Genomic DNA, 14,264 nt, shown 5'->3' with positions numbered 1-14,264 from the left:
GAAAGTGTCCGGTTTGCGGATAAGATCCGTGCGTTCAGGCAGACTGGCCGGCAGGCGGGCGCGGGCCGTCAAGTGGATAGCCGCCACGCTCGTGGCCTATCTCGTGGCGAGTCTGCTGGGCGGGCCGGTGGCCGCGGCGGCAGAGCTGTCGCTGGCGAAGCTGAAGAAGCCGGACCCCGTACCGACGTCCCCGGTCACGGCCAAGGAACTGCGCAAGCCCGACGAAGCGGGTCGGCATGCCTGGAAGGCGTCGCCCAAGGCGGCCTGGCCGCGTCCGGGCAAGGCGACTGTCCAGCTTGACCAGGGCGGCAAGGTCGCGGCGGGAAGCCTGCCGTTGCGGATCGGCAGAGCTGGCGCGAAGGCCGCCGGAGCTGCGGCCGGTCCGGGCAAGGCACAGGTGGAGATCCTCGGCCAGCAGGCCGCGCGAAGGCTCGGTGTCGACGGTGTGCTGCTGGCCCTTCGCCCCACGGAAGGCGCCCAAGGCAATGTCGCCATCGATGTCGACTATTCGGCCTACCAGCACATGTTCGGCGGCGACTGGGCCTCCCGCCTGACGCTGCGCCGGCTTCCCGAGTGCGCGCTGACCGCTCCCGCGGACGAGCGCTGCCGTACGGGCCAGGACCTCCGCACGGACAACGACGTCAAGTCCAGGACGCTCTCGGCGACGGTCGCACTGCCCGCGGCACAGCAGGCGTCCGGCGCGGCTCTGCCGAAGACGGCCAAGTCCGGTGCCGTCGGCGGCGGGACGGTGCTGCTGGCGGTCACGGCCGCCGTATCAGGGTCTTCGGGCAACTTCGGGGCCACTTCGCTGGCACCGTCGGCATCCTGGTCCGCGGGTGGTTCCAACGGTGCCTTCACCTGGTCGTACGGTATCGACACCCCGGAGGTCCCGGGCGGGGTCCAGCCGAAGCTGGGCCTTTCCTACTCCTCGCAGGCGGTCGACGGCCGTACGGCCGCGACGAACAACCAGGCGAACTGGGTCGGTGACGGCTGGTCGTTGGAGCCCGGTTTCATCGAGCGCCGCTACGTGTCCTGCTCGGACGACGCCAAGGACGGCAACGGCACCGACAAGAGTGGTGACCTGTGCTGGAAGAAGGACAACGCGGTCCTCAACCTCAACGGCCAGTCCAACGTGCTCGTCCATGACGACACCTCCGGTGAGTGGCATCTGCAGAGCGACGACGGCACCAAGGCGGAGAAGCTCACCGACAAGGCTCGCGGCAACGGCGACGACAACGACGAGTACTGGAAGGTCACGACACCCGACGGCATCCAGTACTACTTCGGCTACAACCGCCTGCCCGGCTGGAGCAGCGGCAAGACGGAGACCAACTCGACCTGGACCGTCCCCGTGTTCGGCAACCACGCCGGCGAACCATGCCACGCCGACGCCTACAAGGACTCCTGGTGCCAGCAGGCATGGCGCTGGAACCTCGACTACGTCGTCGACCCGCACGCCGACGCGATGGCCTACTACTGGGCCAAGGAGACCAACTACTACGGACGCAACGTCAACCCCGACACCGGCGCCTCCACCGCCACCGTCTACGACCGGGGCGGCTACCTCGACCACATCGACTACGGACTGCGCGCCGGCAGCGCCTACAGCGGCAAAGCGGCCGCGAAGGTGGGCTTCACCGTCGCAGAACGGTGCCTGACCGACTGCGGCACCTTCGACGCGAGCCACGCCAAGAACTGGCCCGACGTCCCCTTCGACCAGTACTGCGCGCCGAACACCGAGTGCAAGGACCGCTACTCGCCGTCGTTCTGGACCCGTAAGCGGCTGACGAAGATCGATACGTCGGTCCTGACCGGCGGCGCCTACAAGCCCGTCGACAGCTGGAGCCTGACCCAGCAGTTCCCCGCCACCGGCGACGGTTCAGCCCCTGCCCTGTGGCTGGCGTCCCTCACCCACACCGGCCACACCGGCACGGGTGATGTCACCCTGCCCACCGTCACCTTCAAGGGTCAGCAACTGGCCAACCGCGTCGAGGGCGCGACCACCGGCGGCAAGCCCGACCCGGTGCCCCCGCTGGTCCGCTACCGCGTCTACGGCATCAACACCGAGAGCGGCGCCACCCTCGGCGTCACCTACTCCCAGCCCGACTGCAAGCCGGGTGACATGCCCGCCCCCGCCTCCAACACCCGTCGCTGCTACCCGGTCATGTGGTCCCCGCCGGACGCGCCGGCCGCGAACTACGAGCCGTACCTGGACTGGTTCCACACCTACGTCGTCACCCAGGTCCTGGAGTCGGACAACACCGGCGGCGCGCCGACGAAGGAGACCGACTACAGCTACCTGGACGGCATGGCCTGGGGCAAGGACGACGACGAGTTCACCAAGGCCAAGTACCTCACCTACGGTGACCGCAAGGGCTACGGCCGGGTCGAGGTGCGCGGCGGCAGTCCCGCCTCGACGCAGCAGACGCTGAAGGAGTACCGCTACTTCCGCGGCATCGACGGTGCCGCCGTCAAGGACCACGAGGGGACCGCGGTCACCGACCATCCGGCCTTCGCGGGGATGACCCGGGAAGAGGCCACCTTCAACGGCTCCGGCGGCAAACTGGAGACCACCACCAGCTACACGCCCTGGCACGGCAAGGCCACCGCCACGCAGGCCCGTACCGGCCTGTCGCCCCTGAACGCCTACGTCACCGCCGTCCAGGAGGAGAGGACCCGTATCGCCGTCGGCGACTCCTGGCGCACCACACGGACCGTGCGGACCTTCGACGACTACGGCCTGGTCCTGACCGAGTCGGACCTCGGCGACATCGCCACCGCGGGCGACGAGACGTGCACCACCACCAGCTATGCGCGCAACACGGCGGCGAACATCCTCACGCTGACCAAGGAGCAGCGCACCGTGGCGGTCGCCTGCGACAAGACGCCACAGCTGCCCGCCGACCTCGTCTCCGTCGAACGGCACTACTACGACGGCGCCACCAGTCTGGAAACGGCTCCCACCAAGGGTGACGTGACCCGCCTCGAAGAGCAGGACGACAAGGGCACCGGCTACCTCACCACGGCCCGGCACACCTACGACCAGCACGGCCGCGAACTGACCAAGACCGACGCCAAGGGCAGCACCACGACCACGGCCTACACCCCGGCCACGATCGAGGCGCCCACCGCCGAGACCCGGACCAACGCGCTCGGTCACACCACCACGACCACCTACGACCCGGCCCGCGCCGTGCCCACGGCCGTGACCGACGCCAACGGCAAGCGCACGGAGGCCGTCTACGACGGCCTGGGCCGCACCCGGCAGGTCTGGAACCCCGGCTGGTCCAAGGCAGACCACCCCGCCCAGCCCTCGGCCGAGTACACCTACACCGTCTCCCAGACCGCAGCCAACGTGGTGGCGACCAAGACACTCCAGTACGACGGCTCCTACGACACCACCTACCAGTTCTACGACGGCCTGCTGCGCCCGCGTGAGACCCAGGCCCGTGCGATCGGCACGACCAACCGGATCGTGACGGAGACGCTGTACGACACCCGCGGCAACCCCTGGAAGACCTACGCCGCCTACTACACCGACGGGGCTCCGTCGGCGACCCTGACGAAGGCGGCCGACAACACGGTCCCCGCGATGACGCAGAACGTGTACGACGGCCTGGGCCGCGTCACCGACACCATCGCTTCCACCTACGCCGATGAGAAGTACCGCTCCAAGACGGTCTACGACGGTGACCGCACCACGGTGATCCCGCCGAAGGGCGGCACCGCCACCACCGTCGTCACGGACGCCCGCGGCCGGACCACCGACCGCCTCGAGTACACCGACGCGGCCCGCACCGCCTCGCAGAAGACGCACTACACCTACGGCAAGTTCGACGAACCGCTGACCGTGACCGACCCGGCCGGCAACGTGTGGACCTACACCTTCGACGCCCGAGGCCAGCAGACCGACGTCGACGACCCCGACAAGGGCAAGAGCCACACCGCCTACGACGAACTCGGCAACCCGGTCACCGCCACCGACGCCCGCGGCATCACCCTGACCAACGGGTACGACGCCCTGGGACGCAGGACCAGCCTCAAGAAGGGCAACGCCCTGCTCGCCGAGTGGACCTACGACACCGTCGCCAAGGGCCAGCCGGCCGGCAGCACCCGCTACCTCGACGGCAAGAAGTACGTCTCAACGGTCGACTCCTACAACGACGCCTACCAGCCCACCTCCACCACGGTCACCATCCCGGCCGAGGCGGGCGCGAGCGCGGGCACCTACAACTGGACCTACGGCTACAACGACTACACAGGCCAGCAGACCTGGATCAAGCACCCCGCGGTCGGCAACCTGCCCAGCGAACGCCAGACTACGGTCTACGGCCAGGGCAACCTCCCGGAGAAGACCGCCGCCGGCCTCATCACTCTCGTCAACGCCACCAGCCACGACGTCTTCTCACGCCCCGTACGCACCGAGTACGGCACCCTCGGCAAGAAGGTCTACAAGACCCAGACCTACGACGAGTTCACCGGCCGCCTGACCCGCCAGACCACCGACCGCGACCTCGCCCCCCAGCGCATCGACGACGTCACCTACGCCTACGACGACGCGGGGAACATCACCGGCATCACCACCGCCAGCGGCCAGGACACCGCCAAGACGGTCGACACCCAGTGCTTCACCAACGACGCCCTGGGCCGTCTGACCGAGGCGTGGACGGCGAAGACCGACTGCACCACACAGCCCTCGACCGCTGCTGTCGGCGGCCCGGACGCCTACTGGCAGACCTTCACGTACGACACGGTCGGCAACCGCATAGAGCAGACCGACCACGGCACAGGAGCCCTGGCCGGCTCCGACGCCACCACCACCTACACCCACAACACCCCCAAGACCGGTCTGCCCCACGCCGTCCAGACCGCCACCGCCAAGGGCGGCCCTGCTGACGGCCGCACCAGCGCCTTCGCCTACGACGCCACGGGCAACACCACCAAGCGCACCATCGGCGCCACCACCCAGGACCTCACCTGGGACGACGAAGGCCACCTCGCCACCCTCACTCAGAACGGCCGGACCACCGGCTACCAGTACGACGCCGACGGCAACCGCCTGATCACCAAGGACGCCGACGGCACCACCACCCTCACCCTGCCCGGCGGCAACGAACTCAAGATCAAGCCGGACGGGACCAAGGAAGGCATCCGCTACTACACCCACGAAGGCCAGACCGTCGCCGTCCGCACCAGCAGCGGCTTCTCCTTCCTCATCCCCGACCAGCAGGGCACCACCCTGACCGCGGTCGCCATGACCACCCTTGCCATCACCCGCCGCAAGCAACTCCCCTTCGGCGAGAACCGCTCCACCCAGACCGGCACCATCCCCGGCACCCGTGGCTTCGTCGGCGGCACCACCGACCCCACCGGCCTCATCCACCTCGGCGCCCGCGAATACGACCCCAACCTCGGCCGCTTCCTCTCGGTCGACCCCGTCATCGACACCGATGACCCGGCCCAGATGAACGCCTACTCCTACGCCCACAACAACCCCATCACCAAGTCCGACCCCGACGGCCTCCGCCCCGACGGCCCCGCCGGCGGAGCCTCCTACAATGACGACCGCTGGGGCCAGGACCGCGGCATGTCCGTCGGCTACACGTACGACAACGGCAAGTGGCGCTGGCACCAGACCCCGCTCAAGGACAAGGAATCCCAGAAGAAGTACAAGAAGTACCGCTCCGACCCCGCCAACTACGACGTCTTCCACTACAACAAAAAAGAAGCAGCAGCTACCAAGGCTCAGGCCACCAAAGAAGCCAACGAACGGAACGCTGCAGCCGCCAAAGAGCGTCGCAAGAAGGAAGGAATCAAAGCGGCTGTCAAGACGGCCTGGAATTCCCTCACTGGAGGGGCGGAGAAAGTCTGGGGCGCGTATTTTGCGGGAGATACTACGGGTATCTGCGTCAGTGGTTCAGCCGGGTTTGGCGTCGGAGGGTCAGTCTCTGCCTGTCTCGTAAGCACAACACGAAGCGACGGAAAGACGGACTATGGTGTCAGCTTCAGTAAGGGGAGTGAAACGCCGTCGTATGGCGCCAATCTCGGATTTGGGCTCATGGGGAGCAACGCAACCGATTTTGAGCAGCTTCGAGGTGACGGGTGGGGAGGGACCCTCACGGGGGCTTTTGGAATAGCTGTATCGGGTAGCCATGAGCGGGCAATCGGCGCTACAAATAGCCGAGGCGAAGCAGTCGGGGCCACGACAATAGGTGTGGGCACCGGTCTCGGGGTCGAAGGTGGCGTGACTACTTCCCACGGTACGCGCGTGGGTAAGCTCTTCACCGTGGACTGGCGATAGTTGATCTACTGGCCGTCGGCGAGGCCTCTCGTCGACGGCCACCAGAAGTGGGTAAAATAGATGAATTATGAACTCATGGAACAAGCCGGTCGTGTCGCATCGAACGCTGACCCGATCTCCGTACTGATTTGCGGTGCTCTGGCAGTGGCCGGTGCTGTTCTTGCATTCAACTGGAAAGGTGCTGCAGACCGTTTCTTTGATTTGACCTCTTCTGTCACCTTCGGGTTCGTGGGCAGTGCAACGCCTCGCCTCCTGCGTTTCGTTGGAGGAGGGATCGCGATTCTTGGCGTGGTGGGTGTTGTCGTCGAAATTTCAGTTGAACTGGGGTAATTACGCGGCCAGGGGCTGGAACTTCGATACGGTGCTGGACACCGACGGTGAGCCTTGCTGTCTCTCCTGTCCTGTCTTCGTCCCCGACCGAGAGATCGCTGATCTGAGGGCCGGTCGTATAGCCGGGTCGCGCAACAGCCGCGCATGTGTTGCTGGATGCGCGTGACTTTCCCGACGTCCTGGCCGACCTGACCGGCCAGGTACAGCCCCTCAAGGGATTCCGGTCGGTGGGCACTGGGCAAGGGACGGGCAGGCCTTCTGCACGGACGAGGCCGCACTGGATCAGCTTGCGGCCGCCCGGACTGGCGCGCGGAACGGCAGCTGAGAGCTCAGTTCGTGGCAGGTTGGGTGTTTTCCAACAGCTAGGGCCAATACCGGTGATTTAGTTTGTTTTCCGGCTGGTTGGGGTGGTCTTGGTTGGCCCGACCAGCCGGACCACCGGAGTGTCTGGCCGGGGTGGGCTGTGGTGCTCGGCTCGTTTGAGGGCCCAGTTGGACATCTTGCGTTTGATCACGCGGGGGTTGGAACGCAACCGCCGTGCGGGCAGCAGTCGTTCTGTGATCTCACGCAGGCTCTGGGTGATGGACCGGGCCAGTCGGGAGGGGGGAATGCGCCGCCTGCCCGGTGACGTGGCGGCGGACGACGCGAAGGGTTCGGGTGAAGGAGACCCGGTCGGGATCGTGCCCGGTGTGGAGAGCGGCCTGGTGCATCAGGTCCCGCAGCGCGTGGTGGACCAGCAGGAACGCGAAGATCTCCTGTTCGACGCCGCGGGGGTGCTGGGAACGCAGCACCATCCCTGGGGCGCCCTGGTGATTCTTGATCTCGTCCAGGGTGTTCTCGATCTCCCACCGCTGGGCATAGAGGGCGGCAAGCTCCTGAGCCGGTGCCTGCTCAGGATCGAGGATGGTGGTGATCAGCCGGTAGACGGTGCGGTCACCGTCGCGGGGGCCGAGGGTGTACTCGATCACTCGCACCCGCTCGGGGTCCGCGCGTCGGTGGTGGTCCCGCGCGGCGACGATCTCCGACAGGTAGGAGCCGTCAGCGAGGGTCTCCAGGACCGGCAGCACCACGACGCTGCGGACCCGCCACAGCAGGTCCGCACCGCCCGCCTTCGCGGCCCGCCACAGATCGAATCCGCAAAAACCCCGGTCGGCCAGGACAAGCATGCCCTCCGTCAGCGCCGGGAACAGCCGCTGGGCCAGAGCACTCTCGTGGACGTTGAGGGGTCCGGCCTCGGCCGCGAACACGGCATGGGTGCCGCACTCGGCCAGGGCCGCCACCCTCGCCTGCGGATACGCACTGCGGCCCTGCCCGCGACTGGTACCGGGACGCCCGAAGAACTGGGCGTTCGCCGCGGTGTCCGGAACGTCGAAGACCGTGCCGTCCACCGCGACCAGCCGCCACCGCCGGTACCAGGCGCCTTGCGTCCGCGCGTCCGCGACCGGCCGGCACACCCGGGCGAACAGGGCCCGCAACGGCTCCGGCCCGAGCCGCAACCGGGCCCGCCCGATCGCCGCCGTGGTGGGCACCCGCCAGGTGGTCGCCCACCGGCCCTCACGCTCCAGCCCCTGGACCAGAAGCCGGGCCACCTCTTCATAGCCCTGCCCGAAGAACAAGCACATCGCCAGGACGAAGTAGACCACCACCCGCGCCGGCAGCAACCGCGTCCGCTGCTCGACCCGGCCGCACTCGGCGACCACCTCGTCGACCAGCTCCGGCGGAAACGCCCGCGTCAGCACCCCCAACGCGATCCGATCCGAGAACCGACCAACCCCCGACGACTTCACCTGACCCGGCCTTGGCACAACCCACCCAACGACCAGACCACAACAAAGTCACCGGTATTGCAGCTAGGGCAGCAGAGGTTGGTCAGGCCGTAGCAGGGTGTGGACCCTCGGGTTCGGGCAGGGCTTCTTGCCGCAGGACTTGGCCAGCTAGCAGTAGCCCGGTGACGTGGGTGGTGAGCGGTTCGGGGAGCCATGACGTTGCCGTGTGGATCCGGCCGGCGTTGCCGCAGGCGAGGGCACATGGTCGTCGAGTCATGAGTCCGTGGTAGAGGCTGGCGGCCGGTACAAGCGGAGGCAGTCCTGCGTCGCGGGCGCGTTCGGATGCCTGCTGGGCGCATTCGAGGCCGTAGAGGTCGGTGTACAGCATGAGGTCGTTGATCGGATGCGCACGTCGATGGCAGCCGTTGCCATGACCACCCTCGCCGTCACCCGCCGCAAGCAACTCCCCTTCGGCGAGAACCGCTCCACCCAGACCGGCACCATCCCCGGCACCCGTGGCTTCGTCGGCGGCACCACCGACCCCACCGGCTTCATCCACCTCGGCGCCCGCGAATACGACCCCGCCCTCGGCCGCTTCCTCTCGGTCGACCCCGTCATCGACACCGATGACCCGGCCCAGATGAACGCCTACTCCTACGCCCACAACAACCCCATCACCAAGTCCGACCCCGACGGCCTCCGCCCCGACGGCCCCGCCGGCGGAGCCTCCTACAATGACGACCGCTGGGGCCAGGACCGCGGCATGTCCGTCGGCTACACGTACGACAACGGCAAGTGGCGCTCGCACCAGACCCCGCTCAAGGATTCGAAATCCCGGACGAAGTGCAGGAAGTACCGCTCCGACCCCGCCAACTAGGCGGCAATGCTTATGAGTAGAACAAGCCCTTACCATACGTTCAGTACCCTGATTGCTACGGGGTGGAGAAATGGTGGCCGCTTCTGGAAGGGAGGACAGTACGGCAGGCAGGTAGTCAACCATATGGGGTTCGGTGCCAGATGGGTGAATTGATGGGCGGCTGAGGTGAAAGTCATGCAGTTTGTGGTGATGGTCCTCGTTTCGGCGTGGGTGAGTGCTGCGGCGGCATTTGCCCTCTACGCGGGGCCGCCCTGGCAGGCTGCCGGAGCCGCGCTGGTTGCCGTCCCTTTGCTGCCTGGGGTCGTACTTCGCATGAAACGGCAGCAGAGGGGGAGTTCTGAAGACTCCGAGAGGAATCAAAGATCGGGGCTATGGGGCGTCGGTTCCACCCTCCCGGCCACATGGTGTACGGCAGCGCTCTTGCTGATGTGTGGTCTCGTCCTTGTTCTGTCCGGAACGACAGGAGAGGGAAGTTACCTTGAGCGCCTTGCGGAGACGCTTCTTGTGCTGGGCGCCATGGTGGCCCTCGTCGCGCTGGCTCGCTTGATTTCTGGTGTCGGTGATAAGCAGAAGCGACTTCGCTGATATTTCGAATTCTGTACGAAGACAAGGAGCGCCCCGTCGGAAGCCGACGGATGGCGCCCCTTGTTCGTTCGCGGACGACTCGCGGACGAACCGTCGATGAACCGCAGACGGAAGTCCCTACGGCAGCGCCAGCATCCGTTCCAGTGCCAGCTTCGCGTAGGTCTCCGTCTCCTTGTCGACCTGGATGTGGTTGACGAGGGTGCCCTCGGCCAGGGATTCCAGGGTCCAGACGAGGTGGGGGAGGTCGATGCGGTTCATCGTCGAGCAGAAGCAGACCGTCTTGTCGAGGAAGACGATCTCCTTGCCCTCGGGGGCGAAACGGTTCGCCAGGCGGCGGACCAGGTTCAGCTCCGTGCCGATGGCCCACTTGGAGCCGGCCGGGGCCGCCTCCAGCGCCTTGATGATGTACTCGGTCGAGCCGACGTGGTCCGCGGCGGAGACCACCTCGTGCCTGCATTCGGGGTGCACCAGGACGTTCACCCCGGGGATGCGGGCGCGGACGTCGTTCACCGAGTCCAGGCTGAAGCGGCCGTGCACCGAGCAGTGGCCGCGCCACAGGATCATCTTCGCGGCGCGCAGCTCCTCGGCGCTCAGCCCGCCGTTCGGCCGGTGCGGGTTGTAGACGACGCAGTCGTCCAGGGACATGCCCATGTCCCGCACCGCCGTGTTGCGGCCCAGGTGCTGGTCGGGCAGGAAGAGGACCTTCTCGCCCTGCTGGAAGGCCCACTCCAGGGCCCGCTTCGCGTTCGACGAGGTGCAGATGGTGCCGCCGTGCCGCCCGGTGAACGCCTTGATGTCGGCCGAGGAGTTCATGTACGAGACGGGGACGACCTGCTCGGCGACGCCCGCCTCGGTCAGCACGTCCCAGCACTCGGCGACCTGCTCGGCCGTCGCCATGTCGGCCATCGAGCAGCCGGCCGCCAGGTCCGGCAGGACCACCTTCTGCCCGTCGTTCGTCAGGATGTCCGCGGACTCCGCCATGAAGTGCACACCGCAGAAGACGATGTACTCGGCCTCCGGCCGCGCCGCCGCGTCCCGGGCCAGCTTGAAGGAGTCGCCCGTGACGTCGGCGAACTGGATGACCTCGTCGCGCTGGTAGTGGTGGCCGAGGACGAAGACCTTGTCCCCGAGCTTCTCCTTGGCCGCGCGGGCGCGCGCCACCAGGTCCGGGTCGGACGGGGCGGGGAGGTCGCCGGGGCACTCGACGCCGCGCTCGCTCCTCGGGTCGGCCTCGCGGCCGAGCAGCAACAGGGCGAGGGGCGTCGGCTGAACGTCGAGCTCCTGGGTCTGGGCGGTGGTCACGACACGCACCCTTTCTACTTTTCGTCTAATTGACGCTATCTATCATAACCGCTTCACGTCACTTTGACGATGGCCATCATGTCGATGTGACGTGAATCCCGGCGCCCGGCCACTGCGCGCACTTTCGGGTATGTGCGAGCATGAAGTGGACGAGCGGGACGAGCAGCACGCGCGTGGAACCGCGTGGAACACCGAAAAGCACGCGCCCGGCCCGGAATGAATGCGCGGCCCCACCGGTTGAACTCGTCGGCAAGCAGTCTCCGTACAACCCGGGAGAGATGTAGATGTCCGTATCGGACGAGACCACCACCGTCACCGACGGCATCGTCCTGACCGACGCCGCAGCGGCGAAGGTCAAGGCCCTGCTCGACCAGGAAGGCCGCGACGACCTCGCCCTGCGGGTCGCCGTCCAGCCCGGCGGCTGCTCCGGCCTGCGCTACCAGCTCTTCTTCGACGAGCGCTCCCTCGACGGGGACGTCGTGAAGGACTTCGGCGGCGTCAAGGTCGTCACCGACCGCATGAGCGCTCCCTACCTGGGCGGCGCCACCGTCGACTTCGTGGACACCATCGAGAAGCAGGGCTTCACGATCGACAACCCGAACGCGACGGGCTCGTGCGCCTGCGGCGACTCCTTCAGCTGAGCCGCACCCCCGCCGCGACGGGAAGCGAACAGACGAACGACGGAAGGCGGCAGCCCCCTCAGGGGCTGCCGCCTTCCGCTGTTCCTTCCCGCGCCGCACCGCCCGGCCCGGCGTTCCGGTCACCGCACCGGCGTCCCCGACTGGGGCAGTCCGGCGCCCGCGGCCCGGGACGGGATCGCCCGGCCGTCCGGGCCGACCACCGTCCGCTCCCCGAGCGGCCGGTCCAGGTGCACGGTCCGGTGGTACACCTTGGCGATCATGATGCAGACCTTGCCCTGCCAGGGCGTCTCGGTCACCGTGACGGTCACCCGCCCGGCGTCCTCCTTCGCCGACACCCGGTAGTCGGCGCACACACCGCCCTCGAAGGTCACCGTCAGTTCGTCGCCACTGGCGCTGTACCCGGCCGGGTGCACCTCGCGGGTGGCCGGGGCAGTGGTCGCGCCCGGTCCGCTCGGCCGGGGCTCAGGCTGCCCGGACGGCGGGGCGGGCGAGGCCAGATACTTCGGGTCGACCGCCGGATACGTCACCGTGAACGGGGACTGCCCGGCCGCCCCGCGCACCTGGAACAGCCAGGACGGCACCAGCGTCTGCCGCCCCCCGGAGGGGTGCGCCGCCAGCCCGAACACGGCCTTCTCGACGGTCAGGGTGGTCCGCGTACCGCCGCCGCCCGGAGCGGAGGAGGAGCCGCCAGCCGCCTTCCCGCCCGTGGCGGACGAGTCGCACGGCGCCGCCGGCCGGTCCTTCGTACGGTCCTTCGCCGGGTCCTTCAGCGGTACGGGAGCGGCGCACCCGCCGATGCCGCCGCCCCCGCCGGTGTGCGGCGCCGCGTTCAGCAGCTCCAGCGTGCGGCGGGCGTCCAGCACGGGGTACGTGTCGCCCTTCACCGGCGCCTTGAGCTGTCCGCCGGCGGCCAGCACCTCGCCCTGCGGACCGAGGGTCAGGCTGGTCGTCCAGCCCTGCGTGGGCAGCCCGCCGACCACCGGATCGGCCTCGACCACCCGCTGGGCGCCCTGCGTCCGGCTCGCGTCCACCGCCGCGCCCTCCTGCCCCGCCGCCTTCAGCACCGGGGCCGCCGCCTTGCGTGCCGCTGCCTCGCTCACCGGGTGCGCGGCGGGCGCCGCCGGATCGTGCCGGCACATCAGGCCCTTGCAGTCGTCGGTGCCCGGCAGATAGCGGTTGAACGTCCAGGTCCCCGGCGCCGCCCGGCCGACCCGCAGCACCGGCCCGGCGCCGTCCTTGACGTTCCCGATCCGCCACCCCTGCGCGTCGGCCACCGGGGCGCCCGCCACCCCGAGCGCCGCGGCGAGCCGCGCCGCCTCCTCGCGGGTGACCTCGCCCCGCGCCGCGTACACCGGCGCCGAACCGGGCCCCTCGGGCAGGGCGCCCGCCGCCCGGTACGTGGTGCCGTACGGGTCGGGCTCGCCGGGCGCGATGCCGTTCGAGCCGCCGTTCGGGCCACCGGTGGCGGGGCCCGAGCCGTCCGTGCCCGGTCCCGACCGGGTGACGGTCGCGGTGTGGTCGTCCAGCGCCAGCGGCGGGGGAGTGCCGTGGCCGCCGGACGCCGCGGCGTCCGTACGGCCGTCGTCCGAGCCGCCCGTCGCGCCCATGGCCAGATACGCCCCGCCGCCGCCCGCCAGCAGCACCGCGGCGGCCACCGAGGCGGCGACCAGCGGCGGACGGCCCCGCCGGAAGCGCCCGCCGCCCTCGTCGTCCGGGCTCCGCCCGCCGTCGCGGTCACCGCCTCCGCCGCCGCCCCTGCCGTCGTCACCGCCGCCGTGGTCGTCGTGCCCGCCGCCGGCACCGCCCGCGGGCCCCGCGGCATCCGCGGTCGCCGCCTTCGCCGCGTCCTCGTGGTCCGGTCGCTCGGTGTTCACCGCATCGCTCCTTCGCCTGCGCTGCCGTCCCGGTGACCCTGACCCGGCCCTGACAAAGTCGACGGCCGACGGGTCATGTCCCGTATCCCCCTCACGGGGGACGGCGATGGGACGCGCCGGGGGAGCGCCCGGTTCCACCGGCCGCGACGGACACCGCGACGGATCCCGCGGCCCGCGACGGATCCCGCGGCCGCGCGGCCGCCGTACTCCGCTCAGTCGCCGTACTCCGACATCCCCTCCAGCAGCCGGGCGGACGTGTCCGGGACCGACACGCCGTGGATACGGGCGGCGGACACCGCCGCCGCCGGGGCCGCTCCGGTCCTCCGGGCGGGAGCCGACCAGCGCGGGGCCATCCGGGCGCCGTCCCCGCGCAGCGACGCCAGATCGCCGTCCAGGTCGCCGCCCGGATCGCCGCCCGGGGCGGTACGGACGGGGACGGCATGGATCTCTTCGTTCGTCATGAGGGAACCGTAAGCACGGCACACCCCGCCGAGAAAGATCTACTATCGGGTAGTTTCGCCCGCTTCAGCGCTCCGCGCCGAACGGGTAGCGTGAACTGTCAGTCCCTCCGCCCACCAGGAGCGTCCA

8 protein-coding genes are annotated in these 14,264 nt (G+C 68.9%); 4 read left to right on the top strand and 4 right to left on the bottom strand.

The genetic code is table 11. The annotated features are described in order from the left end of the window. Positions 1-28 precede the first annotated feature (28 nt). Positions 29-6,301: an RHS repeat domain-containing protein gene (locus A8713_RS08235; RefSeq protein ID WP_237305323.1), complete on the top strand. Its 6,273-nt coding sequence runs from the start codon at positions 29-31 to the stop codon at positions 6,299-6,301. Between the two features lie 75 nt (positions 6,302-6,376). Beyond that, complete coding sequence (locus A8713_RS33500; protein ID WP_159393074.1) at positions 6,377-6,631, top strand: hypothetical protein; 255 nt, start codon at positions 6,377-6,379, stop codon at positions 6,629-6,631. 563 nt (positions 6,632-7,194) lie between these two features. Here the strand turns inward: A8713_RS33500 and A8713_RS08230 are convergent. Next, positions 7,195-8,436 (bottom strand): IS4 family transposase, encoded by a 1,242-nt coding sequence (locus A8713_RS08230; protein WP_064532658.1) that lies wholly within the window; start codon positions 8,434-8,436, stop codon positions 7,195-7,197. 376 nt (positions 8,437-8,812) lie between these two features. Here A8713_RS08230 and A8713_RS08225 point away from each other — a divergent pair, with 376 nt between their 5' ends. Then, entirely contained in the window at positions 8,813-9,274 is a 462-nt protein-coding gene (locus A8713_RS08225) for an RHS repeat-associated core domain-containing protein (RefSeq protein ID WP_237305322.1), read from the top strand. Positions 9,275-9,976: 702 nt separating this feature from the next. Here A8713_RS08225 and nadA read toward each other — a convergent pair. Then, the gene (gene nadA, locus A8713_RS08220) at positions 9,977-11,161 is read right to left on the bottom strand and encodes a quinolinate synthase NadA (RefSeq protein WP_064532653.1); all 1,185 of its coding nucleotides are present in this window, start codon (positions 11,159-11,161) and stop codon (positions 9,977-9,979) included. A gap of 284 nt (positions 11,162-11,445) precedes the next feature. Here nadA and erpA point away from each other — a divergent pair, with 284 nt between their 5' ends. Beyond that, complete coding sequence (gene erpA, locus A8713_RS08215) at positions 11,446-11,802, top strand: iron-sulfur cluster insertion protein ErpA (protein ID WP_018567404.1); 357 nt, start codon at positions 11,446-11,448, stop codon at positions 11,800-11,802. 119 nt (positions 11,803-11,921) lie between these two features. Here erpA and A8713_RS08210 read toward each other — a convergent pair whose 3' ends face one another. Further along, on the bottom strand, positions 11,922-13,676 hold the full coding sequence (locus A8713_RS08210) for a hypothetical protein (protein ID WP_064532651.1): 1,755 nt from the start codon (positions 13,674-13,676) through the stop codon (positions 11,922-11,924). A 212-nt stretch (positions 13,677-13,888) separates the two neighbouring features. Next, complete coding sequence (locus A8713_RS08205) at positions 13,889-14,137, bottom strand: hypothetical protein (protein WP_064532649.1); 249 nt, start codon at positions 14,135-14,137, stop codon at positions 13,889-13,891. Positions 14,138-14,264 lie beyond the last annotated feature (127 nt).

This window comes from Streptomyces sp. SAT1 (genome assembly GCF_001654495.1).
Lineage (GTDB): Bacteria > Actinomycetota > Actinomycetes > Streptomycetales > Streptomycetaceae > Streptomyces > Streptomyces andamanensis.
The sequence above is the reverse complement of the archived record's forward strand: the minus strand, read 5'-3'. Positions and strand labels throughout refer to the sequence as shown.

Excerpts from the sequence above, each read along its gene's own strand:
- A8713_RS33500 (WP_159393074.1), top strand. The coding sequence starts at position 6,377 with ATGGAACAAGCCGGTCGTGTCGCATCGAACGCTGACCCGATCTCCGTA.
- erpA (WP_018567404.1), top strand. The coding sequence starts at position 11,446 with ATGTCCGTATCGGACGAGACCACCACCGTCACCGACGGCATCGTCCTG.
- A8713_RS08205 (WP_064532649.1), bottom strand. The coding sequence starts at position 14,137 with ATGACGAACGAAGAGATCCATGCCGTCCCCGTCCGTACCGCCCCGGGC.
- A8713_RS08225 (WP_237305322.1), top strand. The coding sequence starts at position 8,813 with ATGGCAGCCGTTGCCATGACCACCCTCGCCGTCACCCGCCGCAAGCAA.